Source organism: Pseudomonas sp. NFACC37-1 (genome assembly GCF_900101575.1).
Lineage (GTDB): Bacteria > Pseudomonadota > Gammaproteobacteria > Pseudomonadales > Pseudomonadaceae > Aquipseudomonas > Aquipseudomonas fluorescens_AA.
The window spans coordinates 253,423-278,578 of sequence record NZ_FMUZ01000006.1 but is presented as its reverse complement, the minus strand read 5'-3'; the positions used below and the strand labels follow the sequence as shown (position 1 = coordinate 278,578).

Annotated in this window: 22 protein-coding genes and 2 pseudogenes; 18 read left to right on the top strand and 6 right to left on the bottom strand. The window is 61.9% G+C overall.

Going from position 1 to position 25,156, the window contains the following annotated elements:
* Positions 1 to 183 precede the first annotated feature (183 nt).
* Complete coding sequence (gene ppnN, locus BLP82_RS10545) at positions 184 to 1,557, top strand: nucleotide 5'-monophosphate nucleosidase PpnN (protein WP_025213122.1); 1,374 nt, start codon at positions 184 to 186, stop codon at positions 1,555 to 1,557.
* A gap of 125 nt (positions 1,558 to 1,682) precedes the next feature.
* Here ppnN and BLP82_RS10540 read toward each other — a convergent pair whose 3' ends face one another.
* Positions 1,683 to 2,351: an HAD-IA family hydrolase gene (locus BLP82_RS10540; RefSeq protein WP_092167336.1), complete on the bottom strand. Its 669-nt coding sequence runs from the start codon at positions 2,349 to 2,351 to the stop codon at positions 1,683 to 1,685.
* Positions 2,352 to 2,429: 78 nt separating this feature from the next.
* Positions 2,430 to 3,776, bottom strand: a complete 1,347-nt coding sequence (locus BLP82_RS10535; RefSeq protein ID WP_092167304.1) for an MATE family efflux transporter — start codon at positions 3,774 to 3,776, stop codon at positions 2,430 to 2,432.
* 687 nt (positions 3,777 to 4,463) lie between these two features.
* Here BLP82_RS10535 and BLP82_RS10530 point away from each other — a divergent pair.
* The 9 genes and pseudogenes from BLP82_RS10530 to BLP82_RS10490 all read left to right on the top strand — a co-directional run.
* Positions 4,464 to 5,408 (top strand): annotated as a pseudogene (locus BLP82_RS10530) (methyl-accepting chemotaxis protein); the annotation flags it as partial.
* A gap of 11 nt (positions 5,409 to 5,419) precedes the next feature.
* Positions 5,420 to 5,788, top strand: a complete 369-nt coding sequence (locus BLP82_RS10525) for a response regulator (RefSeq protein WP_003203044.1) — start codon at positions 5,420 to 5,422, stop codon at positions 5,786 to 5,788.
* A gap of 15 nt (positions 5,789 to 5,803) precedes the next feature.
* Positions 5,804 to 6,088 carry an STAS domain-containing protein gene (locus BLP82_RS10520; protein ID WP_092167299.1) on the top strand — a complete coding sequence of 95 codons (285 nt, stop codon included), beginning with the start codon at positions 5,804 to 5,806 and terminating at the stop codon, positions 6,086 to 6,088.
* A 28-nt stretch (positions 6,089 to 6,116) separates the two neighbouring features.
* Positions 6,117 to 8,219: a chemotaxis protein CheA gene (locus tag BLP82_RS10515; RefSeq protein WP_092167333.1), complete on the top strand. Its 2,103-nt coding sequence runs from the start codon at positions 6,117 to 6,119 to the stop codon at positions 8,217 to 8,219.
* 33 nt (positions 8,220 to 8,252) lie between these two features.
* On the top strand, positions 8,253 to 9,911 hold the full coding sequence (locus BLP82_RS10510) for a methyl-accepting chemotaxis protein (RefSeq protein WP_092167296.1): 1,659 nt from the start codon (positions 8,253 to 8,255) through the stop codon (positions 9,909 to 9,911).
* A gap of 39 nt (positions 9,912 to 9,950) precedes the next feature.
* Positions 9,951 to 10,487 (top strand): chemotaxis protein CheW, encoded by a 537-nt coding sequence (locus tag BLP82_RS10505; RefSeq protein ID WP_060741651.1) that lies wholly within the window; start codon positions 9,951 to 9,953, stop codon positions 10,485 to 10,487.
* On the top strand, positions 10,484 to 11,320 hold the full coding sequence (locus tag BLP82_RS10500) for a CheR family methyltransferase (protein WP_256574274.1): 837 nt from the start codon (positions 10,484 to 10,486) through the stop codon (positions 11,318 to 11,320). The genes BLP82_RS10505 and BLP82_RS10500 overlap by 4 nt, the downstream gene beginning before the upstream one ends.
* A complete protein-coding gene (gene cheD / locus BLP82_RS10495; RefSeq protein ID WP_092167294.1) occupies positions 11,317 to 11,814 on the top strand; it encodes a chemoreceptor glutamine deamidase CheD in 498 nt (165 codons plus the stop codon). The genes BLP82_RS10500 and cheD overlap by 4 nt, the downstream gene beginning before the upstream one ends.
* A gap of 2 nt (positions 11,815 to 11,816) precedes the next feature.
* Complete coding sequence (locus BLP82_RS10490; RefSeq protein ID WP_092167292.1) at positions 11,817 to 12,890, top strand: protein-glutamate methylesterase/protein-glutamine glutaminase; 1,074 nt, start codon at positions 11,817 to 11,819, stop codon at positions 12,888 to 12,890.
* A 473-nt stretch (positions 12,891 to 13,363) separates the two neighbouring features.
* On the opposite strand, the gene BLP82_RS10485 is transcribed toward BLP82_RS10490, so the two are convergent.
* Positions 13,364 to 13,897 carry an REP-associated tyrosine transposase gene (locus BLP82_RS10485; RefSeq protein WP_092167289.1) on the bottom strand — a complete coding sequence of 178 codons (534 nt, stop codon included), beginning with the start codon at positions 13,895 to 13,897 and terminating at the stop codon, positions 13,364 to 13,366.
* A 729-nt stretch (positions 13,898 to 14,626) separates the two neighbouring features.
* On the opposite strand from BLP82_RS10485, the gene BLP82_RS10480 reads away from it, so the two are divergent.
* The 5 genes from BLP82_RS10480 to BLP82_RS10460 all read left to right on the top strand — a co-directional run bounded on the left by BLP82_RS10480 (position 14,627) and on the right by BLP82_RS10460 (position 20,052).
* Positions 14,627 to 16,375 carry an ABC transporter permease gene (locus tag BLP82_RS10480; protein ID WP_092167287.1) on the top strand — a complete coding sequence of 583 codons (1,749 nt, stop codon included), beginning with the start codon at positions 14,627 to 14,629 and terminating at the stop codon, positions 16,373 to 16,375.
* Between the two features lie 10 nt (positions 16,376 to 16,385).
* Positions 16,386 to 17,690, top strand: a complete 1,305-nt coding sequence (locus BLP82_RS10475) for an ABC transporter ATP-binding protein (RefSeq protein ID WP_092167284.1) — start codon at positions 16,386 to 16,388, stop codon at positions 17,688 to 17,690.
* 58 nt (positions 17,691 to 17,748) lie between these two features.
* Positions 17,749 to 18,807 carry a sensor histidine kinase gene (locus tag BLP82_RS10470; protein ID WP_092167282.1) on the top strand — a complete coding sequence of 353 codons (1,059 nt, stop codon included), beginning with the start codon at positions 17,749 to 17,751 and terminating at the stop codon, positions 18,805 to 18,807.
* Positions 18,794 to 19,432, top strand: a complete 639-nt coding sequence (locus BLP82_RS10465) for a response regulator transcription factor (RefSeq protein WP_092167279.1) — start codon at positions 18,794 to 18,796, stop codon at positions 19,430 to 19,432. Before BLP82_RS10470 ends, BLP82_RS10465 begins: the two co-directional genes overlap by 14 nt.
* A gap of 77 nt (positions 19,433 to 19,509) precedes the next feature.
* Complete coding sequence (locus tag BLP82_RS10460) at positions 19,510 to 20,052, top strand: hypothetical protein (protein WP_092167277.1); 543 nt, start codon at positions 19,510 to 19,512, stop codon at positions 20,050 to 20,052.
* Between the two features lie 174 nt (positions 20,053 to 20,226).
* Here BLP82_RS10460 and BLP82_RS10455 read toward each other — a convergent pair whose 3' ends face one another.
* On the bottom strand, positions 20,227 to 21,156 hold the full coding sequence (locus BLP82_RS10455; RefSeq protein ID WP_092167274.1) for a DMT family transporter: 930 nt from the start codon (positions 21,154 to 21,156) through the stop codon (positions 20,227 to 20,229).
* Between the two features lie 110 nt (positions 21,157 to 21,266).
* Here BLP82_RS10455 and BLP82_RS10450 point away from each other — a divergent pair, with 110 nt between their 5' ends.
* From BLP82_RS10450 to BLP82_RS10440, 3 genes and pseudogenes are all read left to right on the top strand, one after another.
* The gene (locus BLP82_RS10450; protein ID WP_092167272.1) at positions 21,267 to 22,133 is read left to right on the top strand and encodes a LysR family transcriptional regulator; all 867 of its coding nucleotides are present in this window, start codon (positions 21,267 to 21,269) and stop codon (positions 22,131 to 22,133) included.
* 357 nt (positions 22,134 to 22,490) lie between these two features.
* Positions 22,491 to 22,619 (top strand): annotated as a pseudogene (locus BLP82_RS31585) (HIT family protein); the annotation flags it as partial.
* A gap of 88 nt (positions 22,620 to 22,707) precedes the next feature.
* Complete coding sequence (locus BLP82_RS10440) at positions 22,708 to 23,040, top strand: c-type cytochrome (protein WP_371914130.1); 333 nt, start codon at positions 22,708 to 22,710, stop codon at positions 23,038 to 23,040.
* A gap of 88 nt (positions 23,041 to 23,128) precedes the next feature.
* Here the strand turns inward: BLP82_RS10440 and BLP82_RS10435 are convergent, their stop codons facing one another.
* On the bottom strand, positions 23,129 to 23,761 hold the full coding sequence (locus tag BLP82_RS10435) for a pyridoxamine 5'-phosphate oxidase family protein (RefSeq protein ID WP_092167266.1): 633 nt from the start codon (positions 23,759 to 23,761) through the stop codon (positions 23,129 to 23,131).
* Between the two features lie 91 nt (positions 23,762 to 23,852).
* A complete protein-coding gene (locus BLP82_RS10430) occupies positions 23,853 to 24,812 on the bottom strand; it encodes a hypothetical protein (RefSeq protein WP_092167264.1) in 960 nt (319 codons plus the stop codon).
* Positions 24,813 to 25,156: the final 344 nt, after the last annotated feature.

Sequence of the window (25,156 nt, the reverse complement as noted above, 5' to 3'; positions counted from 1 at the left end):
CACGCATTATCGCCTGCCCGGTCGATTTAGCTATGCTGGGGCTCATTTTGTATGGCCGCCGACTCGCCGGGCCCGGATCGAAGTCCATGGCGATAGCGCAAGGATCGTGCGATCTTTCGGCGTGGACGTTTTTTTTCAAGATGCCGTCGTTGTGTGCATGGCATCGTTTTCAAGGAAAGCTGAATGACTCAAAGACATGTAATCAACGCCTCGGTAAGCCCCAAGGGCAGCCTGGAGACCTTGTCCCAGCGCGAAGTCCAGCAACTGAGCGAAGCCGGCTCCGGCAGTATCTACACCCTCTTTCGCCAGTGCGCCCTGGCCATCCTCAATACCGGCGCCCATGTCGATAACGCCAAGACCATCCTGGAAGCCTACAAGGACTTCGAGATCCGCATTCACCAGCAGGACCGGGGCGTACGCCTGGAGCTGCTGAACGCGCCAGCCGATGCGTTCGTCGACGGCGAAATGATCGCCAGCACCCGGGAAATGCTCTTCAGTGCCCTGCGCGACATCGTCTACACCGAGAACGAACTGGACAGCCAGCGCATCGACCTCAGCTCGTCCCAAGGCATCAGCGACTACGTGTTCCACCTGCTGCGCAACGCCCGCACCCTGCGCCCTGGCGTGGAGCCGAAAATCGTCGTGTGCTGGGGCGGTCACTCGATCAACACCGAAGAATACAAATACACCAAGAAAGTCGGCCACGAACTGGGCCTGCGCAGCCTGGACATCTGCACCGGCTGCGGCCCGGGGGTGATGAAAGGCCCGATGAAAGGCGCCACCATCGCCCACGCCAAGCAGCGCATCCATGGCGGTCGCTACCTGGGCCTGACGGAGCCGGGGATCATCGCCGCCGAAGCGCCGAACCCGATCGTCAATGAGCTGGTGATCCTGCCGGACATCGAAAAACGCCTGGAAGCCTTCGTGCGCGTCGGCCATGGCATCATCATCTTCCCGGGCGGTGCCGGTACGGCGGAAGAGTTCCTGTACCTGCTGGGCATCCTGATGCACCCGGCCAACCAGGACCTGCCCTTCCCCGTCGTGCTCACAGGGCCGAAAAGCGCCGCGCCGTACCTCGACCAGTTGCATGCGTTTGTCGGTGCAACCTTGGGCGAGGCCGCGCAGAAGCACTACCAGATCATTATCGACGACCCGGCCGAAGTGGCCCGGCAGATGACCCAGGGGCTCAAGGAGGTCAAGCAGTTCCGCCGCGAGCGCAACGACGCCTTCCACTTCAACTGGCTGCTGAAGATCGACGAAGGCTTCCAGCGCCCGTTCGACCCGACCCACGCCAACATGGCCAGCCTGGGCCTGAGCCGCGACCTGCCCGCCCACGAACTGGCCGCCAACCTGCGCCGGGCGTTCTCGGGGATCGTGGCCGGTAACGTCAAGGACAAGGGCATCCGCCTGATCGAAGAGCACGGCCCTTACGAGATCCACGGCGACGCCGCCATCATGGAACCCCTCGACCGCCTGCTCCAGGCCTTCGTCGCCCAGCACCGCATGAAACTGCCGGGCGGCGCGGCGTATGTGCCGTGCTATCGCGTGGTGACCTGACCACAACGCCCCAGCGCCGGTGTGGGAGCGGGCTTGCTCGCGAAGGCGTCAGATCAGTGGATATTGATGTTGGCTGATACACCGCATTCGCGAGCAAGCCCGCTCCCACAGGGGGTTTGCTGTGGTCACAAAATCGGAGTCAACCGCATCAACCCGCCCGCACCCACCTCGACACCCAGGCTGCGGTAATCCTTGATCTGCGGATGAAGGGTAACCACGGGGTGCGTGTGCGTTGCCGTCACCACCATCACATCGGCCCCGGCGGCCTCGCCTGCCCGAATACCGGCCTCGGCGTCTTCAAACACCAGACACTCCCGGGGCGTCACCTGCAGGCGTTCGGCCGCCAGTCGATAGCAGGCGGGGTTGGGCTTGCCGTCGCTCACGTCCTCGGCGGTGACCATCACTGCCGGGCGCGGGATCCCCGCCGCTTCCATACGCCGCAAGGCCAATGCCATCGGCGCCGAGGTGACGATTGCCCATCGCTCTGGCGGCAGGCTATGCAGAAACGCAGCCGCCCCCTTCACTGGCTCCACGCCTTCCACGTCTTCGATTTCCTCGCGGGTGATCCGCTCGGCCTCGGCCTGGGCATCCACCCCTGGCAGATGCTGGCGAGCGATGGTGTCGACGGCGCGCATGCCGTGGATCGTCGGCAGGAACGTCGCCACATCCACGCCGTGGCGCAGGGCCCAGCGGGTCCAGATCCGCTCGGCGGCGGCGATGGAGGTGAGCAAGGTGCCGTCCATGTCGAACAGGAAGGCGCGGTAGGCGATGTGGGTGGTAAGACTGGCAGGCATCGGATCCTCGGTGGCGGCGTGGCGGGTGACGGCCACTGTAACATCGCCAGGCTCCCACAGGGTTTGGTGGTGGGTTGATTACACCAACCGCTCAATCGGCTGATGCTGCCAGACCAGCTTGTAGTACAGCGTCTGCAACAACAGCATGCTCAAGTAAGCCACCGGGAACGCCATCCACACCCCTTGCAACCCGAAGTGCGCGTCCAGCAGATACGCGGCCGGCACTTGCACGGCGACGATGCAGAAAATCGAGATGGCGACCGGCACCAGCACCGTGCCACTGGCGCGCATGATGCCGCCGACGATCGCCTGGAAACCGAACACCAGCAAGCTCCAGAGCATGATATGCAGCAAGTGTTCGGCCTGGACCCGCGCCGCCGGATCCGTGATGAACAGCCCCAGCAGCCAGTGGGACAACAGATAGCCCAGGAGCACCAGCCCACCGGTGAGCCAGAGGTTGAATGCCAGCCCCGTGCGCAGGATCGGCCCTAGGCGCTCCAGGCGGCCGGCACCAATGGCCTGGGCGCCGAGGATCGAAGCAGTGATGGCAATCGACAGCGCCGGAAACTGCACGTAGTTGACGATCTGCGTCACCGCGCCGTAGGCCGCCGTGGCCTGGGAGCCGTGGCGATTGACCAGCGCCAGGATCACCAACTCCGACAACGAGATCACCACCATCTGCAACCCGGTGGGCAGGCCGATTCGCAGGACCTTGCCGAGGATGTCCCGGTCCAGGCGCATCGCCGCGAACAATGCACGGTCCGGCGCCAAGGCATGCTCGCGGCGACTCAGGCGCCACGCCAGCATCAGCATCGCCGATGTCGTCCCCGCCAGCCCCGCCCATGCCGCGCTCTGGATGCCCATCTGCGGCAACCCCAGCCAGCCGCGAATCAACGCTGGCGTGAGCAGCAGCCCGACACTGGTGGACACCAGCAGCGCCAACATCGGTGACACCGTATCGCTCACCCCGCGCAGCAGTTGGGTGAACAGCACGAATACCAGCAGCATCGGCAGGATCCACAGCATGACCCGGGCATAGGAAACGGCGTCCTCCAGCACATCGGCCGGCGTGCCCAGCCCTTGCAACGCCTGCCGCGCAAAGACACTGCCAAGCACCGCCGCCACCAGGCCAATGATCGCCCCCAGCAACAAGGTCGAACCGGCAATCGCCTTCACTGTGCCGGTTTCGCCGGCCCCGTAGGCCTGCCCGATCAACACCCCCGCCCCCGCGCCCAGGCCGATCACCAAAGCGATAAAGAAAAATACAATGGGAAACATGCCCGACACCGACGCCAATGCCTGGGTGCCGAGCATCTGGCCGATGTAGATGCTGTTGAACGTGCCGGACATGGACTGCAGGAAGTTGGACAGGACCATGGGAATCAGGAACAGGAGATAGGTTTTCCAGAGGGGCTGGGTCGGCATGGGGACTCTGATGGCAGGTTCGAAAATCCAATGCAGGGTAATTTAGCTCAATACATCGATTCTGTTTCAGAAGATGTCCGTTTTCGTGGCGAGGGCGCTTGACTGCGTTGTAGGAGCTGCCGAAGGCTGCGATCTTTTGATCTTCCACTGGATATTCAACGAGCCTTGGAAAGATCGCAGCCTCGCTTCGCTCGGCAGCTCCTACAACGCAGTCCGGCGGAAGCAAGCGCCCTAATCAGGGGATCTCCACAGGTCAGGCGATCTCGACAATCTCCCAATCTCGTCTATTCTTAGATATCACCGCGCCATCATTTTTGTCGAAACCGGACGACTGGTCCTCAAGACCGTGCCGGCTTTGCAGATAACCAGTTATTCGCAAATAACCTGTCAGCAACACTGTTCAAGGACCGAACCATGACGTCGTATTCTCACGGTCATTCCCTTACCCAATCACAACCACGCATTCTCTGGAGTACCGTGCTGGTGGCCATTGCCGCGAGCATTGGCGTGCTGGCGCTCAATGGCGCGAGTGGGCAAAACATCGGTTTGAGTGTGGCGATCGTGGTCTTGGGCGTCGGTGCTGGCGTATGGGGTGCGCGTTCGCAACGCCAGCAGTTCGACAGCGCCCTCGCCGCCGCCATGGCCCGCCACGACCAGCAAGGCAGCGAGCACCTGGCCCATAAAACCAACGCACAACTCAACGACGTCATCCTCGGTGCCATGCCGATCTGGGCCAAGCAGGTCGAAAGCTCCCGGCAGCAGACCGAGACCGCGATCGTCTCGCTGACCAGCCGCTTCACCGGCATTTCGTCACGCCTGGAAGACACCGTGCAAGCCTCGCAACTGGCCGCTGGTGAACTGGCCGGCAGCAGCAGTGGCGGCGCCATGCAAGTGCTGGCCCAAAGCGAGGGTGAACTGGTCAAGGTCATCGATTCCCTGAAGGCCACCCAGGCCAGCCGCGACGAAACCCTGGCCCAGGTACGCAACCTGACGGCCTATACCGGCGAGCTGCGGACCATGGCCGCCGACGTCGCGGCGATTGCCGCGCAGACCAATCTGCTGGCCCTCAACGCCGCCATCGAAGCCGCCCGTGCCGGCGAGGCCGGGCGTGGGTTTGCGGTGGTGGCCGACGCCGTGCGCAGCCTCTCGAGCAAGTCCAGCGAGACCGGCCAGCAGATGTCGGCCAAGGTCGACATCATCAACACCGCCATCACCCAACTGGTGCATGCCGCCTCCAGCGGCGCGGACCAGGACAGCCATTCGGTCAGTGCCTCCGAGCAAAGCATCCAGCAGGTGCTGGAGCGCTTCAAGAGTGTCACCGGCCGACTGGCCGACTCGGCCGACATGCTGCAACGGGAAAGCTTCGGCATCCGCGATGAACTCACCGAGGTGCTGGTCAGCCTGCAATTCCAGGATCGGGTCAGCCAGATCCTCAGCCACGTGCGCGACAACATGGAGGACCTGCATGTGCATCTGCAGCAGGCCAGTCAGTCGCCCGACCAGGCCATCTCCATCGATGCCCGCCAATGGCTGGCGCGCATGGAAACCACTTACGCCACCGACGAGCAGCGCCGCAATCACCACGGCGACTCGAGCGCGCAACAGACTTCACAGGAAATAACCTTCTTTTAGGAGAGCCGCTCATGGCTAAAAGTGTATTGGTTGTCGACGACTCCGCGAGCGTTCGGCAGGTGGTCGGCATCGCGTTGAAAAGTGCCGGCTATGACGTGATCGAAGCCAGCGATGGCAAGGACGCGCTGGGCAAGCTCAACGGCCAGAAAGTGCACCTGATCATCAGTGACGTGAACATGCCCAACATGGACGGCATCACCTTCGTCAAGGAGGTCAAGAAGCTGGCCAGCTACAAGTTCACGCCGATCATCATGCTCACCACCGAATCCCAGGAATCGAAGAAACAGGAAGGCCAGGCCGCCGGAGCCAAGGCCTGGGTGGTCAAGCCGTTCCAGCCGGCGCAGATGCTGGCGGCGGTATCCAAGCTGATTCTTCCTTGATAGTCGGAGGCTCCCATGCCGCTGCACCACGAAACACAGGATGACACCACCCAGGTGCACATCGACGGCGAGCTGACGATCTACACCGCGGCCGAGCTGGCCGCGCAGTGGCTGCCGCACCTGGGGGCAACGCCACGAATGGCCCTTGATCTGTCGCAGATCACCGAGATGGACGGCGCCGGCCTGCAACTGCTGCTGATGGTGCAGCGCGAGGCCTCCCGGGCCGGGACCCAATTGACCCTCACCGGCCAAAGCCAGGCCGTCACGGAGACACTTGCCCTGTGCAACCTGGTTGCCTAGGACGTTGGACACGACAAAGGAAATGAGCGTGAGCATCAATCTGGATCAGGCACAACAGACCTTCATCGTCGAGGCACGGGAACAGTTGCAGGCGATGGAAGAGTCGCTGCTGCAACTGGAAACCGACCCCGGCGACGATGACGCCATCGGCGCGATCTTCCGGGCGGCCCACACGATCAAGGGTTCGGCCGGCCTGTTCGGACTGGAACCGATCGTCAGCTTCACCCACATCGTCGAAGACGTGCTCGACCGCCTGCGCAACGGCAGCGTCGAGGTGGACGCCGGCCTGATTGCGGTGTTGCTCAAGTCCAGTGACCACATGCTGGAACTGATCAACGTAGCCGCCAACCAGGGCGGATCGCTGCCGCCGCCGGCCCTGCAACGGGAAGTGGAGCTGTGCCAGATTCTGCAGGAATACCAGGCGCCCTCGCCGGCCGCGGCCCCAACGCCGGCGCAGGAAACCGAAACCCGCGAACCCGGCGAAACGCGCCTCTGGCACCTTTCCCTGCGTTTCGGCCAGGACGTGTTCCGCAATGGCATGGACCCGCTGTCGTTCCTGCGCTACCTGCAAACCCTGGGTGAAATCGTCGACCTCACCACCCTGACCGACGCCCTGCCCGCCGCCGATGCCTGGGACGCCGAGTCCTGCTACCTGGGCTTCGACATCGCGTTTCGCTCGGCCGCCAGCCACGGGGCGATCAACGAAGTGTTCGATTTCGTCCGGGAAGACTGCGAGATCGAGATCGTTGCCCAGGATGACGACATCGCGCCCCCGACCAACACCGGCCTGGTGACCACATCACCGGAACCGGCCGAGGAAACCACCGCGCTGGTCGCCACCGGCGAGTTGCTGTCCGACCAGCGCAAGACGCCGCGCATGCCCGCCCAGATCGCCACCGACAAACAAGCGGTGACCAGCGACAGCAAGGCCAAGGACGGCACCTACGTACGGGTCAACGCCGACAAGCTCGACGAGTTGATCAACCTGGTGGGCGAACTGGTCATAGCCAGCGCCGGCGCCAGCCTGCTGGCCCGCACCTGCCACAACGACCCGTTGCAGGAAGCCACCTCGTCGGTCTCCGGGCTGGTGGAAGAAATCCTCGACGGCGCCCTGCGCCTGCGCATGATCCCCATTGGCGAAACCTTCAACCGCTTCCGTCGGGTGGTGCGCGATGTCAGCCAGGAACTGGGCAAGGACATCGACCTGATCATCAGCGGCGCGGAGACCGAGCTGGACAAGACCGTGGTGGAAAAAATCGGCGACCCGCTCATGCACCTGCTGCGCAACGCCATGGACCACGGCATTGAAACCGCCGAGGCCCGACTGGCGGCCGGCAAACCGGCCAAGGGGCATTTGCACCTCAACGCGTATCACGACTCCGGCAGCATCGTGCTGGAAATCGCCGACGATGGCGCCGGCCTGAACCGTGACCGGATCCTGGAAAAAGCCCAGGAACGCGGCCTGGTGCAACCGGGTGCCAGCCCCACCGACCAGGAAATCTACAACCTGATTTTCGAACCCGGCTTTTCCACCGCCCAGGCCGTGACCAACCTTTCGGGGCGTGGCGTGGGCATGGATGTGGTCAAGCGCAACATCACCCTGCTGCGCGGCACCGTCGACCTGGACAGCCAGCCCGGCAAGGGCACCGTGGTGCGCATCCGCCTGCCGCTGACCCTGGCGATCATCAACGGCTTCCTGGTGGGCATCGGTCAGTCGACCTATGTGATACCGCTGGACATGGTCCAGGAATGCATCGAGTTGAGCGAAGACGATGGGCTCGCCAGCCGCGAGCAAGGCTACCTCGACCTGCGCGGCGAGGTGCTGCCGCTGGTCTACCTGCGCGATCACTTCAGCCACGAAGGTCCGGCCGCGCGTCGGCAGAACGTGGTGGTGGTGCGCTACGCCGAACTCAAGGCCGGGTTGGTGGTGGATGACTTGCTGGGTGAATTCCAGACCGTGATCAAACCGCTGGGCAAGCTGTTTGGCGCCCTTCGCGGCATCAGTGGCTCGACCATCCTGGGCAGTGGCGCCGTGGCGTTGATTCTCGACGTACCGGCGCTGCTCATCCAGATCGCCCAGACAGAAAACCGCTACACCCCGACTCAATTACAACAAGCCAACGCTCGCTGACGCTTTAGCAATTCCATGGAGAGGTACTTCCCAATGAAATGGTTCTACGATCTTAGAATCGCCACCAAACTGATCACTTCATTTCTTGTGGTGCTGGCCCTCACCGCCGTCATGGGGGTGTTCGCGATCATCCAACTGGGCGAGGTGAACAGCACCACCGTCGATATCCGGGAAAACTGGATGCCGTCCATGCGTGCGGCCTCGGGCATGCGTTTCTACGGGGCAAACTATCGCCTCAAGGAAAACCGCCACATTACCGCCGATTCCGAGCAGGAACGCCTCGTCGTCGAACAAGAAGCGGAAGAAGCCAGGAAGGGTTTTGAAACCCGCATGGCGACCTATGAAAAGCTGCTCTCCAGCACGGAAGATCGCCAGCTGTTCGAAACCACCCGCAATGACTGGGTCGCGTACCTCGCCGTCAGCAAGGACCTGCTTGCACTGTCTCGGCAAAACCTGACCGAGCAAGCCCACGCACTGCTCAAGGGCGAATCCAAGCGTCAATTCGATCTGGTGGTCAACGACCTGCAAAAACTGGTGGAACTCAATGACGCCGGCGCTGGCGCCGCCAGCGAGCGTGGCGCAGCGCTGTTTGAAAAATCGCGCCTGTCGATCATCGTCGCGCTGATTGCCGCCCTGCTGGCGGGCCTGGGCCTGGCGCTGTTCATCTCGCGCATCATCTCCCGCCCCTTGAAACAGGCCGCGACCGTCGCCGAGCAATTGGCCGAAGGCAACCTGAACGCAAAAATCGAAGGCGGCTCCAAAGACGAAACCGGCATGGTGCTCAACGCCATGCAGAACATGATCGGCAAGCTCTCGCACATCATTGGCGAAGTGCGTAACGCCGCGGACAACCTGGCCAGCGCCTCGGAAGAAGTCAGCGCCACCGCGCAATCGATGAGCCAGGCCACCAGCGAGCAGGCGGCCAGTGTCGAGGAAACCAGTGCGTCCATCGAGCAGATGAGCGCCAGCATCAACCAGAACACCGAGAACGCCAAGGTCACCGATGGCATGGCCAGCAAAGCCGCCAAGGAAGCCACCGACGGCGGCGAATCGGTGCAGCAGACCGTGGTGGCGATGAAGAAAATCGCCCAGCGCATCAGCATCATCGACGACATCGCCTACCAGACCAACCTGCTGGCGCTCAACGCCGCCATCGAGGCAGCCCGCGCCGGTGAACACGGCAAAGGCTTCGCCGTGGTCGCCGCCGAAGTGCGCAAACTGGCCGAACGCAGCCAGGTGGCCGCCCAGGAAATCGGCGAGCTGTCCTCCAGCAGCGTCGATATGGCGGAAAAGGCTGGGAACCTGCTCAACGAGATGGTCCCCTCGATCAACAAGACCTCGGACCTGGTGCAGGAAATCAGCGCCGCCTCCGAAGAACAGGCCGCCGGTGTGGCGCAGATCAACACCGCCATGACCCAGCTCAACCAGGTGACCCAGCAGAACGCCTCCAGCAGCGAAGAGCTGGCCGCCACCGCCGAGGAAATGAGCAGCCAGGCCGAACAGCTGCAACAGGCCATGAGCTTCTTCACCCTGGACACACCGCCCAAGTCTGCTGTGCAAGTTGCCAGGGTCGACAACACCCCAGGCTCCTCCGGCCGCAAACCGACGCGGGCACCGGCACCGATCATGCCCAAGGCGTTTGCCTACAACATGGCCAGCGCTCCGGACGAATCGGAATTCACTCGGTTCTGATGGCCCGGTTCCACTGGCTTGCTTAAAGGAGAAAAAGCAATGGGCGCCATCGCGACCACACGTCAAACCGCCCTCGCGGTCGAGGAAGAAGCGCAATACCTGACGTTTATGCTCGGCACGGAGATGTTCGCCATCGGCATCCTGTGCATCAAGGAAATCATCGAATACGGCAACCTGACCGTGGTGCCGATGATGCCGACCTTCGTGCGCGGGGTGATCAACCTGCGGGGCGCGGTCGTGCCGGTCGTCGACCTGTCGGCCCGTTTCGGCCGGCCGAATTCGGCGATCAGCCGGCGCTCGTGCGTGGTGATCATCGAGGCGTCCAGCGCCGACGGCCAGGCCCAGGACATTGGCCTGCTGGTGGACACGGTGTCGGCGGTGCTGGAAATCCCGGCCTCGCAGATCGAGCCGCCACCGAGCTTCGGCGCGAAGATCCGGGCCGATTTCATCAGCGGCATGGCCAAGGTCGATGGCAAGTTCGTCATCGTACTGGAGGTGGACCGCGTGTTGTCCATCGACGAAATGTCCCAACTCGCCGAAGCCAGCCCGAACGCGCTGGAAGTGGATGCCCCGTGAACACCGACACCTGCAAGGAACGCCCCGCGAACGCGCTGGTGCTCAGTGACCGAGAGTTTGGCCAGTTCCAGTCCTGGCTGTACCAGGCCGCCGGCATCAGCCTGTCCGAGGCCAAGAAAGCCCTGGTGGCCGGGCGCCTGTTCAAACGCCTCAAGCACTATGGGTTGGACAGCTACGGCGAGTATTTCAAGCTGATCATGAACGGTCAGCGCACCGATGAATTACAAGTGGCGCTGGACCTGCTGACGACCAACGAGACCTACTTTTTCCGCGAGCCCAAGCATTTCGATTTCCTGCGCCAACACGTACTGCCCCACGCAACGCCGGGCAAGACCTTCCGCCTGTGGAGCGCGGCCAGCTCTTCCGGGGAAGAACCCTATAGCCTGGCCATGACCCTGGCCGAAGGGCTGGGCACCACGCCCTGGGAAGTGATCGGTTCGGACATCAGCAGCCAGGTGCTGGCCAAGGCACGCTCCGGGCATTACCCGATGGAACGCGCCCGCACCCTGCCCCAGTCGCTGCTGGTGAAATACTGCCTCAAGGGCACCGGCAGCCAGCAAGGCACGTTCCTCATCGATCGGGCGTTGCGCAACCGGGTCAACTTCATCCAGGTCAACCTCAACGACACCTTGCCGGAGCTGGGGGAGTTCGATGTGATCTTCCTGCGCAACGTCATGATCTATTTCGACCAACCGACCAAAAGCAAAGTGGTCGCCCGCTTGATCCCCCGGCTCAAGCCCGGCGGGTATTTCATCGTCAGCCACTCGGAGAGTCTCAACGGTGTGTCCGATGCGTTGAAACTGGTGGCGCCCTCGATTTACCGCAAACCATGAACGCCGCCATCAGAGCAGTGGCCGAGGAGTACCTGGCGCCAGGGGAGTTTCGCTTCGCCACCTGCCCGACCCGCCTGCGCACGATTCTCGGCTCTTGCGTGGCGATCACGCTGTGGCACCCCGAACGCAGGATCGGCGCCATGTGCCACTTCATGCTGCCCAGTCGAGTGCGTTGCTCCACCGCACTGAACGGCCTCTACGCCGACGAAGCCATCGAACTGTTCATCCGTCAGGCCCGGGCGCACCGCACCGACCCCGAGGACTACCAACTCAAGCTGTTCGGCGGCGGGGAGATGTTCCCCGAGCTGCAACGCCATGTGCCCTACGGCGATGTGGCGCGACTGAACGTCAACGCCGCGCTGGAAATGGCCGCCCTCTATCGCCTCGACCTGATCGCCCAGGACATGGGCAGCACCGGCCACCGCAGCATCATCTTCGACCTGCGCAGCGGCGATGTGTGGGTCAGGCACCAACCCATAAGGACCCGGCACTGACCATGTCAAAAAAGATCAATGTACTGCTGGTGGATGACTCTGCCGTGGTTCGCCAAGTGCTATTGGCGATTCTCAGCGAGACACCGGACATCCACGTCATGGGCGCGGCGTCCGACCCGATTTTCGCCATGGATAAACTGGCCAAGGAGTGGCCCGACGTGATCGTGCTGGACGTGGAAATGCCGCGCATGGACGGCATCACCTTCCTGAAGAAAATCATGAGCGAACGCCCCACGCCGGTGGTGATATGTTCGTCGCTGACGCCCCGGGGCGCGGAAACGACGTTGCAGGCGATGGCTGCCGGCGCGGTGGAAATCATCACCAAGCCCACCACCGGGCTGAAGAATTTTCTGTTGGAGTCGGCGCCCGAATTGGTGTCGGCGATCCGTGCCGCCGCCCAGGTCAACGTGCGCAACCTCGGCAAGCGTCCCGCAGCGACGGCGCTCGCGCCGGCGATCAAACTAAACGCCGACGCCATGCTGCCCGCCGCCAACGGCCATGCCATGGCGCAGACCACCGAACGCATCGTCGCCCTGGGTACCTCCACCGGCGGCACCCAGGCCCTGGAAGCGGTGCTCACCGCCCTGCCACGGGTATGCCCGGGCATCGTCATCGTCCAGCACATGCCGGAGAAGTTCACCGCCTCGTTCGCCGCCCGGCTCAACAGCCTGTGCCAGATCGAAGTGCGCGAAGCCCGTAACAACGACCGCATCCACCCGGGCCTGGCGCTCATCGCCCCGGGTGGCAAACACATGATGGTGACCCGCAGCGGCGCGTTCTATCACGTGCAAGTGGTGGACGGCCCGCTGGTCAACCGCCATCGCCCTTCGGTGGATGTATTGTTTCGCTCAGTCGCCAAATTCGCCGGCCGCAACGCCACCGGCATCATCATGACCGGCATGGGCGACGACGGCGCCCGTGGCCTGAAGGAAATGCTCGACGCCGGCGCCAGCACCGTGGCCCAGGACGAAGCCAGTTGCGTGGTCTTCGGCATGCCCAAGGAAGCGATCAAACTCAATGCGGCGCAACGGGTGATGGGGTTGGAGGAAATCGCGCAGGTGATCTTGCATCGGTAACAACGACCGTCCCTACAGTGGAGCTTGATCAGGTGAACGATCGTTCCTCGCGTTCCGCTTTCTGGAAGGTGACGCAGAGCGTCACGGGATGCATTGCCCACGCAGAGCGTGGGAACGATCCATTGGCGGGGGCGGTGAACGATCGTTCCTCACGCTCCGCGTGGGAATGCCACCAGGGACGCTCCGCGTTCCGCTTCTGCAAGGTGATGCAGAGCGTCACGGGATGCATTGCCCACGCGAGCGTGGGAACGATCCATTGACGGGGGCGCTGAACGATCGTTCCTCACGCTTCGCGTGGGAATGCCACCAGGGACGCTCCGCGTTCCGCTTCTGCAAGGTGACGCAGAGCGTCACGGGATGCATTGCCCACGCAGAGCGTGGGAACGATCAATTGGCCGGTGCGATGAACGATCGCTCCTCACGCTCCGCGTGGGAATGCCACCAGGGACGCTCCGCGTTCCAACTTCACAGCGTCAATACCATCGCTGAATCTCAATCAACCCCTCCATCCCCGCATAATTGCGTGCACTGGAGTAGCGCCAATGCTCCGGTAACTCCACGTACCCGCGCTTCACTGGGTTGAGATGGATGTAATCCAGTTTCTGGCGCATTACCGCTTCGCTATAGATTTGCTCCGCATGTGAGCCTTCTTGCCAGAGTTGATAGACCCTGTCCTGCTTATGCGCTCGCTTGCTGAACCGCAGGCGTTGCAATGCTCGCTCAGCGCCCTTGCTCTGTAGGTCGTTGATGATCTGGCGCGCCGTAAAGGATTTGAACTGACACAAGCACTTGCTCAGATTCGGCGCTTGGGCAACGAAATGCAGATGGTTTTCCAGAACGACATAACCGAACAACTGCAAGTTTTGATGGGTTTGCTGATAGCGCCAGCACCCGAGCAGGTGATCAACGAGATAGGGCCGTATGAACAGCGGCAACCATTCCATCAATGTGCAGGTGAGAAAGTGGGGTTTTTCCGGTTCGGTGATGACGTAGCGGCTCCGGCCCATGGGATGCCTTCCTTTGCGGCGAGGGGAATGACTATGCTGCCGGTTCCGAGGCGCTTGAGGATAGACGAACAGGGCTCGGAGCACGTGGGAAGGGTCGGCAAACCCTCGATGATCGTTCCCATGCTCTGCGTGGGAATGCAGCCCGGGACGCTCTGCGTCCCCTTCAAGAGCCGAACGCGGAGCATCCGTAGAGGCATTCCCACGCGGAGCGTGGGAACGATCGACCGCAGTGGGCTTGTCGTCACAGATGCTTCAGCCGCTTGTGCCTACACGGGCGAAATCGTCGCCAGCACGCCGATCAAAAGAGTCAGTGCCAAAAACCCACCTAGAAAAATCGCCATCTTCGCCATGAGTACTCCTGGACCAAAAAATTGCAGTACACGGCAGCTCACTAGGCTAACCGCGTGGTTATTCTGGGGCCGGGCCCGGGTTCATTACAGAGGCACCTGGCGCAGAAAAATACGGATCAGACGCACGCCCTTCTACCCTCCTCGCGCAACGTCAATGAGCAAAAAAAGATAAAGCCCTACTGCATGCTTCTCTCACCAAAGGGAACGGATATACCAACGTATATTTTCATGTCCCAAGTCAGCGTGGTCATCGACCCGGGCAACACTTAATCTTGCCGGGCACTTAACGCCCCCGTTCAAGTGCGCTTCAACGTCATCACGTCCATTGATCGCAAGTGTGGTCGCAGCCCTGGTTTTCAAAGCGTAATAGAGGTGATCCATGCGCCCTTCATTCCTTGCACCTGCATTGACGCCCTTCAAAAACAGAGAACAACTCCCCGCCCATTCCTGGCGCGCCGACATAGCGTCCTTGGGCCTCCTGGTACTCTTGGCTGCCTTTGTATTCCATGGCCTGGATCAGATGAACCAGCCCCTCGGCGTGCTGGACGCTTCGCCACTGTCCCTGGACCTGGTGCACCTGCCGGAATATACCTTGCGCACCACGTTGCGCATGTTCATTGCCTTGTTTGTTTCATTGGTTTTTTCCTTGGTCATTGCCACCTTGGCAGCCAAAAGCCGCAAGGCAGCCATGGTGATCCTGCCGGCGTTGGATATTCTCCAATCCGTGCCAGTCCTGGGCTTTCTCACTTTTACCGTTGTGTTCTTCATGGGACTGTTCCCGGGCAAGGAAACCGGCGTGGAGTGCGCGGCCATCTTCGCCATCTTCACCAGCCAAGTCTGGAACATGACTTTCAGTTTCTATCAATCGCTGAGAACCGTGCCCAACGATCTCTACGATGTCAGCCGACAGTTCTCGTTTTCGCCATGGCAACGTTTCGTCAGGCTGGAGATGCCCTTCGCCACACCGGGCCTGGTGTGGAACATGATGATGTCGATGTCCGGCGGCTGGTTTTTCGTCGTCGCGTCCGAAGCCATTACCGTCGGCGACACCACCGTCAGCCTGCCGGGCATCGGTTCATGGCTGGCACTGGCGATCGAGCAGCAAAACATCGCCGCCATCGCTTGGGCGGTGCTGGCCATGGTTGGGGTGATCATTGCCTATGACCTGCTGTTCTTCCGGCCGATTGTCGCCTGGGCGGACAAATTCCGCTTCGAACAGACCGCCTCCCAGAAACGCCCACGGTCCAGGGTCTATGACCTACTGCGCTCGACTCGCCTGGTGCCCTTGGTGCTGCTGGCGCTGGGCAGCATCAAGGCCTCGTTGTTTCTGGAAAAGATCCCGCGGCTGCCGTCCATCCGCTTCAAGACCAGCGCCCGCGTCAACCGCGCCGCCGACCTGGCCTGGCTCGCCCTGGTCGCCGCGGCCTGCATCGCCGGCCTCCTGTACTTGTCGCGCTTCATTGGCAGCACGTTGGGCTGGGATGACGTCGCCAGTACCTTCGGCCTGGGCCTGGCCACCCTGTTGCGAGTCAGCGTGCTGATCGTGCTGGCCAGCGTATTGTGGGTGCCCATCGGAGTCTGGATCGGCTTGAACCCGCGCTGGGCCGAACGCCTGCAACCCGTCGCGCAATTGCTCGCGGCCTTCCCCGCCAACGTGCTGTTTCCGTTCGCGGTGATCGCCATCGTCGCCCTGAAACTCAACCCCGATGTCTGGCTCTCGCCTCTGATGATCCTGGGCACCCAGTGGTACATCCTGTTCAACGTGATTGCCGGTGCCAGCGCCCTGCCGACGGATTTGCGCGAGGCGGCGCGCAGCTTCCATGTGCGCGGCTGGCAGTGGTGGCGCCAGGTCGCGCTGCCGGGCGTCTTCCCTTACTACATCACCGGTGCCCTCACGGCAGCGGGTGGCTCATGGAACGCCAGCATCGTCGCCGAGGCGGTGTCCTGGGGTGATCAGCATCTGTATGCGTCCGGCTTGGGTGCCTTTATCGCCCAGGCCACCACGACCGGGGATCTGCATCGGGTGGCGCTGGGCGTCGTGGTCATGTCGATTTTCGTGGTGGGTTTCAACCGGTTGCTGTGGCGTCCGCTCTACGGTTTCGCCGAACGTCGGCTTCGAATTGATTGAGGGCAATCCCATGCAAGTAATAGACAAACGCTGCCTGGTGGATGTGCAGCAAGTCGGCCATGTCTACGGCACGGCTGGCGGTGCCGAGCGCCGGGTCCTGGACAATGTCTGCATGCGCCTGGACGAGGGCGAAATCGTCGGCCTGCTGGGGCGTTCGGGCTCCGGCAAATCGACCTTGCTGCGCTCCATCGCGGGCCTGATTTCGCCCACCACGGGAGTGGTGGATTTTCCGCCCAATGCCCAAGGGCTGGCGAGTTCGGTGCGCATGGTGTTCCAGAGCTTCGCCCTGTTCCCCTGGCTGACGGTGCTACAGAACGTCGAGGTCGGCCTCGAAGCCTTAGGCGTGGCGGCGCCCGAGCGACGTCGACGGGCGCTGGCCGCCATCGACATGATCGGCCTCGACGGCTTCGAAAGCGCCTTCCCCAAGGAACTGTCGGGCGGCATGCGCCAGCGCGTCGGCCTGGCCCGCGCACTGGTGGTCAACCCGGATGTGTTGTTGATGGACGAGCCGTTTTCCGCCCTGGACGTATTGACCGCCGAAACGCTGCGCACCGATCTGCTGGAGTTGTGGCGTGAGGGGCGCATGCCGATCAGGTCGATCCTGATGGTCACCCATAACATCGAAGAAGCCGTGCTGATGTGTGACCGGATACTGATTTTTTCCTCCAACCCGGGGCGAGTCATGAGTGAGATCGTCGTGGACCTCAGCCAGCCGCGCAATCGCGCCGACCCGGCGTTCCAAGCCTTGGTCGAACACATTTACGTGCAGATGGCCGGCGGCGCGAATGTCGGCTCCGCACGCCAGGAGACCTTTGCAGGCAGCGGCGTGGGCATGGTCCTGCCGTCGATTTCCAGCAATGCCCTGGCCGGGCTGATCGAAGCGGTGCAGGATCAGCCGTTTGCCGGCCAAGCGGATTTGCGCGAGCTCGCCGACGCATTGCGCTACACCGCCAGTGATCTTTTGCCGGTCGCCGAGGTGCTGCAGCTCCTGCGCCTGGCCGACCTGCAGGACGGCCACATCACCCTCCTGCCGGCCGGGCTGCGCTACGCCGAGTCAGCGGTGGATGAGCGCAAGCACCTGTTTGCCCGGCACCTGCTTAAATATGTGCCGTTGGTGGGGCATGTGCGCCGGGTGCTGGACGACCGCCCCACCCGCACCGCACCGGCCAGGCGTTTCCGAGACCAACTGGAAGATTTCATGTCCGAGCACGATGCCGCTATTACGCTGGACTGTGTCACGCAATGGGGGCGCTACGCCGAGTTGTTCGCCTATGACGAAGTGGCCGATCAGTTCAGCCTGGACAATCCATCCTGAGGTGCTGCGGTATAAACTGCGGGGATCGGTCGTTGGAGCAATGCGCGATGGACATTCAATGAGAAGAACCCAGTTGACCCTGCGTCTGGTGCTCCTGCTGGGATTGGCCCTCGGCATCGCGGCGATCGATACGGTCACCGACCTGGAAATCGCGGTCGGGGTCTTCCAGATCGTGGTGGTGCTGATCGCGGTGAGAATCCTGCCGGCACGCGCCGTGGCAGGGGTAGCGCTGATCTGCATGGTCCTGACGATCCTGAGTTATCGGCTGACGCGATTTGGCGACACGGAGGCCGGGCTGATCAACGTGCTGATCAGCCTCGCGGCCATCGCCGGCACGACGTACCTGGCGCTGCGGCTCTCGGCCGCCGTGGGCACGGTGCACCAGACCCGCGCCCACCTGGCGCACATCGCCCGCATCAACATGCTCGGCGAACTCGCCGCTTCGATTGCCCACGAAGTCAACCAGCCCCTGGCTGCCGTGGCCGCCAGCGGCGGTGCCTGCCTGCGCTGGATGGCGACCGAGCCGCCCAACCTGCCCAAGGCCCGCCAGGCGGTGGAGCGGATCATCGCCGACACCCACCGGGCGAGCGACATCATCGCTCGGTTGCGCGGCATGGCCCGGCATCAAGCACCGACGAAGCAGTGGCTGAACGTGGCCGACACGGTCCATGCCGCGTTGCGCTTGATGACGGGCGAGCTGAACGAGCAGAACATCACCTTGCAGGTACAGGTCCAGGACGGACTGCCGCCGATGCTGGCGGACGAAGTGCAGATCCAGCAAGTGATCCTGAACCTGGCGATGAACGCGCTCGACGCCATGCGTCAGGTTGACGTCGACCAGCGGGTTCTGCAGTTTCAGGTGACGCTCGAATCGCCTGGGCAACTGCTCTTTTCGGTATCCGACCAAGGCAATGGCTTGCCGGCCAGCGACCGCGAACGGGTGTTCGACGCCTTCTACAGCACCAAGCAGGACGGCATGGGGATGGGGTTGGCCATCAGCCGCTCGATCATCGAGGCCCATGACGGACGACTCTGGGCCACCAGCCATTCGCCCTCAGGTTCGACCTTTCACTTCACCCTGCCCGCCGTCACAAGGGAATCCGATGAGCCAGACTGACATGCATGACCAGCCCGACTCGAGGGTCTTCATCGTCGACGACGACCCTTCGGTACGGGCCTCCCTGCAAGACCTGCTGGCCTCCGTGGGCCTGGCGAGCATGGCCTTCGGCTCGGCCCGTGAATTCATGGACGCCGAACGGCCGGACGTTCCGGCGTGCCTGATCCTCGACGTGCGCATGCCGGGCCTGAGTGGGCTGGATTTCCAGCAGGAAATGGCGCGTTTGAATATCCAGGTCCCGGTGGTGTTCATCACCGCCCATGGCGACATTCCCATGTCGGTCAAAGCCATGAAGGCCGGGGCGCTGGAGTTCCTGACCAAGCCGTTTCGCGAACAGGACCTGCTCGATGCAATCACCCTGGGCCTGAACCGCGACCAGGAACGGCGCAAGGCCGCGGCGAGTGTCGACGCTCTGAAACGTCGGCATGACGCGTTGACTGACGGCGAGCGCGAGGTGATGGACCTGGTCGTGTCAGGGCTGTTGAACAAGCAGGTGGCCGCCCGACTGGGATTGAGCGAGGTGACCGTGAAAGTGCGGCGCGGGTCGTTGATGCGCAAGATGAATGCAGACTCGTTGGCAACGCTGGTGAAGATGTCGGAAAAACTCAAGGAAGCAGATCGCTAGCGGCCCATGATCACGGCTATCATTGCCGTTCGCCCCGTTGACGGGCGATGTCGTTGCCCCCCCTCAAGGACTCAGGTATGAACCTTCTGCCGTCACGCTCCACCCTCCTCGTCTCCAGCCTTTTGCTCAGCTCGCTGTGCTTCGCCGAAGGCGAGCCAACCGACGGCAGCCTCATCAAGGACTCGACCAAGGCAGCCGTCTCAAGCTTCATTACCGCCGGCAAGAACCTGTTGGGCGGCGTCAGCGAAGGCGTGCTCGATGGCCGCGAATCGGCCCAGGGTGCCGACGGCGCGACGATCATTTCTTCCAATGAGCAACTGAAAGACCGCGTCACCATCGAAGTCCTGAAGCTGGAGCCCGTCGACGACACCTTCAGCGTCACCCTCGGCTTCAAGAACAGCACCGACACCCAACTGCGCCTGATCAACCTTGGCCAGACGGGCGCCTTGCTCGCCATCGACCAGGCCGGTTACGCCAACAAGCTCGCAGGGTTTGAAAACCCGGATGAAGTCACCATTCCGCCGAAGACGGCCGTGCGGCAGAAGTTTGTGTTTGAAGGGTTGAACGAGAAAATCAACACCGTGCGCGTGTGGGGCCAGGATTATCAGGTTAAAAAATAAGGGGCGCTGCGTTGATCGTTCCCACGCTCCGCGTGGGAATGCATCCCGTGACGCTCTGCGTCACATGCCAAGGGCGGAACGCAGAGCGTCCCTGGTGGCATTCCCACGCGGGAGCATGGGAACGATCGATCCGCGTCAGCCGGCCTGGCACATCACCATCCGGTCAGGTAATCCTCAGTCAGCGGCGGCTTTTGCCACCTTCGCCGGCTCAAAATTCAACGCAAGCACACTCGCCAACACGATAACCGCCCCAACCATCACCATCGCCGCTGGGCGTTCGGCCAGGACTAGACAAGCCATCGACATCGCCGTGGGCGGTATCAGGTAAAGGGCCATGGAAGCGCGGCTCACGTCGCTGTGGGCCAGCACGTAAGCCCAAGCAAGGTACGCCAGCGCGCTGGGGAAAATACCGAGAATCAACACCGCCAGGTTCACCGAAGCCGAAGCCTGTCGCACCGCGCTCAACATGCCCGGCGCGAAAATGAACAACAGGAGTGTGCCCGACCAGACGGTGTAGCAAACCAGGGTCAAGCCGTCGTAGCGATGGGTATGGTGCTTCTGCAAAGCGAAATACACACTCCAGGACAGCGCCGCCAGCAGGATCAATAGCCCACGGACGTCCATGTCGCCCAAGCCTCGATCCCCCGTGACGACCACGGCAGCACCAAGCAAGCCGCACAGGACACAGCCCCATTGCCAAGCGCCGACTCTGTCCTTGAAGACAAAATGCGCCAGCAAAGTGCTGAACAAAGGCGTGGACTGGGCCAGAATACTGGCCGCCCCAGCACTGACACCCCGCTGACCGTAATTGAGGGCGATGTGGTGCAGACTCACGGCAAAGAAACCCAATACCGCCAGCAACGGTAAATCCCCGAGACGCGGCCAAGAAATACCCTTTGCTATCGCGACGACAGCCATGAACACCGAAGCGATGAGAAACCGCATCAATGCCAGCTGACCCGGTTCGTAAGCCTGCAAGCCGATGCGAATACCAATCGGCGAATAGGCCCAGCAAAGAATCACGAACAGCGTCGCCAGAATCAATTTCACGCGGGGTCTGCAGGGGTTCTTCAAGCCTTCCAACGGCACACATCGGGTTTCCATTCAGAGTTCCTGCGCACTGAGCGTCTGGTCGATTTACGCCGCAGTATCAAAACCACCCATCATCAATACAAGTGACTTAAACTCAGCCAACCATTCACTTTGGGTGAGCCATGGAACTGTCCCAACTGCGCATGCTCAAGACCGTCTGCGACACCGGCAGCATCGCCCGTGCCGCCGAAGTGCTGCACTGCGTGCCGTCCAACATCACGGCACGGCTCAAATCCCTGGAGCGGGAGCTGGGTACACCGTTGTTTTTTCGTGAAGGTCGCGGCTTGCGGGTCAGCCCGGCGGGCGAGGTGTTCCTGGGGTACGCGACCAAAATCCTCGGCCTGACGGAGGAAGCCCGCCGCGCGGTAAACCCCAGCCACACGCCAAGCGGACCGCTGCGCATAGGCGCCATCGAATCCAGCGCCACCGGGCGCCTGCCTCAGTTATTGGCCAAATACCACGCGCAGTATCCTCAGGTGTCGCTGGAACTGAGCACGGGGACTTGGGCACAGTTGCTGGACGATACCCAGCACCATCGGCTCGACGGTGTGATCGTGGCGGTCGATGTGGAACGGCCGGGGCTCAAGCGCGCCGTGATGTACCGCGAAGACCTGATGCTCATCGCCTCCGAATCCCACGGCCCCTTGCGCAACGCCGCAGACCTGCAAGGCAAGGCCATCTTCATGTGGCCCCCGGGCTGTCCGTACCGCCTTGCCCTGGAGCAGTGGTTGCTGCGCCATGACCAAGTGCAACCGATCATCAGCATCGCCAGCTATGGCGCCATCGTCGGCTGCGTCAGTGCCGGTGCCGGCGTCTCGCTGGTGCCTCGTGGGATCTATGAGCAGTATCGCCAGGGGGCTGGCTGGACAGGGTATGAGTTCCCTGAGCTGACGGGCATCGACAACCTGTTCTACTGGCATGAAAACGCTGGCCGGCATCCTGCCAGGGAAGCGTTTTTGACGATGTTGAAGACGGAGTTCGAAGGGTAGTTGCAACCTCGCCACAAACACCATTGAACTGCGCTGAGCGACATCCCGCCGCCCCTTCTTGTGGCGAGGGGATTTATCCCCGCTGGGGCGCGAAGCGGCCCTAAAAGCCGACAACTCGGTCCACCGACCAACACAAACCCCGTGGCGAGGGAGCTTGCTCCCGCTGGACTGCAAAGCAGTCCTGAAAACCTGTGTACCAAGCCAAATCTCAGGGCTTGTTCGAAGGGCCGCTTCGCGGCCGGCGGGAGCAAGCTCCCTCGCCACAGGTTCTCATCAATCTTGCCTGTCAGCGCACGGCTGAAAAATGTTACATAGTTGAAGGATCGGTCCTAACCGCACTACGACAGGGAGTCAGCTTTGGAACCAGCACCACCGTTTATCCTCCATGAAACGAACCATTGGACAGTCAACCATCACTTGGCATCCGCCCTGCCCGGCTACCTCATGCTCGGCGCCAAGGCTCACGTGAATTCATTGGCCCAATTGGCAGGTTGCGTCAGCCATTCAAATCAGCTGTACCGGTCACATGAACATCAAAACATCATCCGTTGCTCTACTCGGCATCTTGTCATTCATGCAAGCGTCAGCGTCCTTCGCGGACAACGCCAATGGGAAAACACTCTATCTTCAGCGATGCGCCGTGTGCCATGGCGCGGACATCAAGGGAACAGGACCATTGGCCAAGAAAAGCAGCCCGCCAACCCCTGACCTTACGACACCCGCCTTCAAGAAACGACTGACCGATTACCCGGGTGTGATTGTCTCTTCAATCATACTTCGCCCCAATGGAAACCTGATTCCAAGGACCTTGAAAGAGAATGGCGTGAAGATCCCGCCGCACCCTTGGAGCGTCAACGACCTGCGCGATCTGCATCAATACATGAGTGAGGTCATTTCAAATAAATGATCTTAGGGGGACTGCACCTCGGCTTATCGATAACAACAGGCAATGCCCAGGTTTCTCGGACTGGGTATTGGAGTGCTTTAAAAAACCGTCAGTAAAGCGTATTGGCAACACGCTCCGGCAGTGCCTTGTCATAAGCGTCGCCATCGACCTGCGATGGGCAAATGCGTTTGAACACCTCGCCTGCCGTGGGCAGTGCACTGCGCTCGATCTGCCGCTTCACATCCCATAGCCCCGCCCTGACCACCGCCCTGCTGCACTGGAAGTAAACACTGGTTACGGTGACTTCCAGAACGGTTCGAGGGAGTTGCCCTTTCACTGCGAAGCGGGACAACAGGGCTGGCTCGATGGATATCCTGGCCGTGCCATTCACGCGCAAGGTTTCCCCCACGCCGGGCACGAGGAAAAGCAGCGCGACCCGGGGATCCTCAACGATGTTTCGCAGCGAATCGATACGGTTGTTGCCGCGGCGGTCGGGCAAATACAGCGTCTTGCTGTCGTGGACATGAACGAACCCCGGCGCATCGCCCCTCGGAGACGCATCCAAGCCTCCGGGGCCTGAGGAAGCAAGAATCACAAAGGATGCAGCCTCTATGAAGGGCTGGTAAACCGGATGGATATGGTCGACTTCCTTGAGCATCGAGGGCGTCGCGACGGGGCCGTAGAGGCTTTCCAGTGCTTGCGTCGTGGTGATGTAGGCGCTGCTGTCGTTGTCGCGCTCCATACTCGTCTCCTCTGTAGATGTTTAAAAATCGCATTCAGTTGCGCCGCGCCCTCTCAACCTTCCAACCCAACGACGACCGAATCGACCGCTCTCAGGTCTTGGAGCTCATGCGCCCCTGGATCGCCACGCGCAGGCAACCCCAGGCAATAAAGCCGACGATCACGCCCTCGGCGACACCCACCAGCAAGTTGAAGGAAAAGCTCAGCGGCTGCTCGGCCCAATAGAACGTCGTCGAGCCCGTTCGAAAGCCACTGACGCGCAGCCGCCCGGTAAAAATGGCCGGCACCAAGGTCATGACGTTAGTCAGTTCCAGCACCGCAAAGAAGGCGCCCAATAGCGTGAGCAAGGCACGCGCGGGCACGCCCAGTTTCTCAGTCAGCTCAAGCGCAGGCGCGTCACCCTGTTCCCGGCGCTGACGGGCTGCCCTTACTACCTTGCCGCTGCTAGGGGCCGGAGTTGGCCTATAGGGCACCTTCACAACCGGCGCCGCCCCCTCGACGACCTCAGTGGGCAACGCCACGCCCAGGTAATCGGCCAGCTCCCGCAGCCACACGTCCGTGCGTTGACTGCCCGGCACCACCGGAACGTTGTGGGTGGTCAGGCGCTGCGCGGTGCCATCGCGCAGTATCAGCCACAGCTGGGTGCGAGCTCGCTCAACCTGCGGGGAGCGACGCAGTTCGAGGGATTTGGCCACATCGATACGGAAGGCCGATTGCACACACTCGCGGCGCCCGAAAAAGTTTCGGGTCAGGCGCTTGCCTTCGCCGTCGACCCGCGACAACACCAACGTCTCGTGGACGCCGGTGTACACCACCAGCAGCAGGCCAAGGGCAGGAATCAGCAGCCACAGCAGCACCATCAATAGAGCGGACAGTGGATCCACCTCCGCCATCAACGAGGCCCCATCAACCATCAAAAACACGGCGAACGCCATCGGCAAGATAAAGGCCAACGCCCCTATCACCAACACGACCAAGCTCTGCACCACGTTGCGCGAATGGATGTACAGGTCACCCTGCGCGGTGCGCTCGAACCGATGTCCTATCAACATTGCATGCCTCCTGCTGCGTTGCTTTGCAGACTGTTCGAGGGGCCGGGATGACGATTGGAACGCCTCGGGCCGGGATGGTGTTCCAGAGGCGCAGGATACCGGATGTCGCGGCCTCGGGGTTGGGGTGGGGTTTTCTTCGGTGTGAGTAATTGCTCCTACAGAAATGGATAAAGTCGGTTCGTTTCCTTGGAGAGTTCTCATGATTCCTACGAAGGCCTCGGAATCTCTCACCTTGTTCGTCTTGGGTGCGCAAATCTATAGTCCCTCACGTCGCCCAAATGGCGATCAGGTTTGGCGACCTGGGATCACGTGCAAAAGTGCTGCGTTTTTTGCGATGGCTTTGG

Excerpts from the sequence above, each read along its gene's own strand:
- ppnN (WP_025213122.1), top strand. The coding sequence starts at position 184 with ATGACTCAAAGACATGTAATCAACGCCTCGGTAAGCCCCAAGGGCAGC.
- BLP82_RS10540 (WP_092167336.1), bottom strand. The coding sequence starts at position 2,351 with ATGCCTGCCAGTCTTACCACCCACATCGCCTACCGCGCCTTCCTGTTC.
- BLP82_RS10535 (WP_092167304.1), bottom strand. The coding sequence starts at position 3,776 with ATGCCGACCCAGCCCCTCTGGAAAACCTATCTCCTGTTCCTGATTCCC.
- BLP82_RS10525 (WP_003203044.1), top strand. The coding sequence starts at position 5,420 with ATGGCTAAAAGTGTATTGGTTGTCGACGACTCCGCGAGCGTTCGGCAG.
- BLP82_RS10520 (WP_092167299.1), top strand. The coding sequence starts at position 5,804 with ATGCCGCTGCACCACGAAACACAGGATGACACCACCCAGGTGCACATC.
- BLP82_RS10510 (WP_092167296.1), top strand. The coding sequence starts at position 8,253 with ATGAAATGGTTCTACGATCTTAGAATCGCCACCAAACTGATCACTTCA.
- BLP82_RS10505 (WP_060741651.1), top strand. The coding sequence starts at position 9,951 with ATGGGCGCCATCGCGACCACACGTCAAACCGCCCTCGCGGTCGAGGAA.
- cheD (WP_092167294.1), top strand. The coding sequence starts at position 11,317 with ATGAACGCCGCCATCAGAGCAGTGGCCGAGGAGTACCTGGCGCCAGGG.
- BLP82_RS10490 (WP_092167292.1), top strand. The coding sequence starts at position 11,817 with ATGTCAAAAAAGATCAATGTACTGCTGGTGGATGACTCTGCCGTGGTT.
- BLP82_RS10485 (WP_092167289.1), bottom strand. The coding sequence starts at position 13,897 with ATGGGCCGGAGCCGCTACGTCATCACCGAACCGGAAAAACCCCACTTT.
- BLP82_RS10480 (WP_092167287.1), top strand. The coding sequence starts at position 14,627 with ATGCGCCCTTCATTCCTTGCACCTGCATTGACGCCCTTCAAAAACAGA.
- BLP82_RS10475 (WP_092167284.1), top strand. The coding sequence starts at position 16,386 with ATGCAAGTAATAGACAAACGCTGCCTGGTGGATGTGCAGCAAGTCGGC.
- BLP82_RS10470 (WP_092167282.1), top strand. The coding sequence starts at position 17,749 with ATGAGAAGAACCCAGTTGACCCTGCGTCTGGTGCTCCTGCTGGGATTG.
- BLP82_RS10465 (WP_092167279.1), top strand. The coding sequence starts at position 18,794 with ATGAGCCAGACTGACATGCATGACCAGCCCGACTCGAGGGTCTTCATC.
- BLP82_RS10460 (WP_092167277.1), top strand. The coding sequence starts at position 19,510 with ATGAACCTTCTGCCGTCACGCTCCACCCTCCTCGTCTCCAGCCTTTTG.
- BLP82_RS10455 (WP_092167274.1), bottom strand. The coding sequence starts at position 21,156 with ATGGAAACCCGATGTGTGCCGTTGGAAGGCTTGAAGAACCCCTGCAGA.
- BLP82_RS10450 (WP_092167272.1), top strand. The coding sequence starts at position 21,267 with ATGGAACTGTCCCAACTGCGCATGCTCAAGACCGTCTGCGACACCGGC.
- BLP82_RS10440 (WP_371914130.1), top strand. The coding sequence starts at position 22,708 with ATGCAAGCGTCAGCGTCCTTCGCGGACAACGCCAATGGGAAAACACTC.
- BLP82_RS10435 (WP_092167266.1), bottom strand. The coding sequence starts at position 23,761 with ATGGAGCGCGACAACGACAGCAGCGCCTACATCACCACGACGCAAGCA.
- BLP82_RS10430 (WP_092167264.1), bottom strand. The coding sequence starts at position 24,812 with ATGTTGATAGGACATCGGTTCGAGCGCACCGCGCAGGGTGACCTGTAC.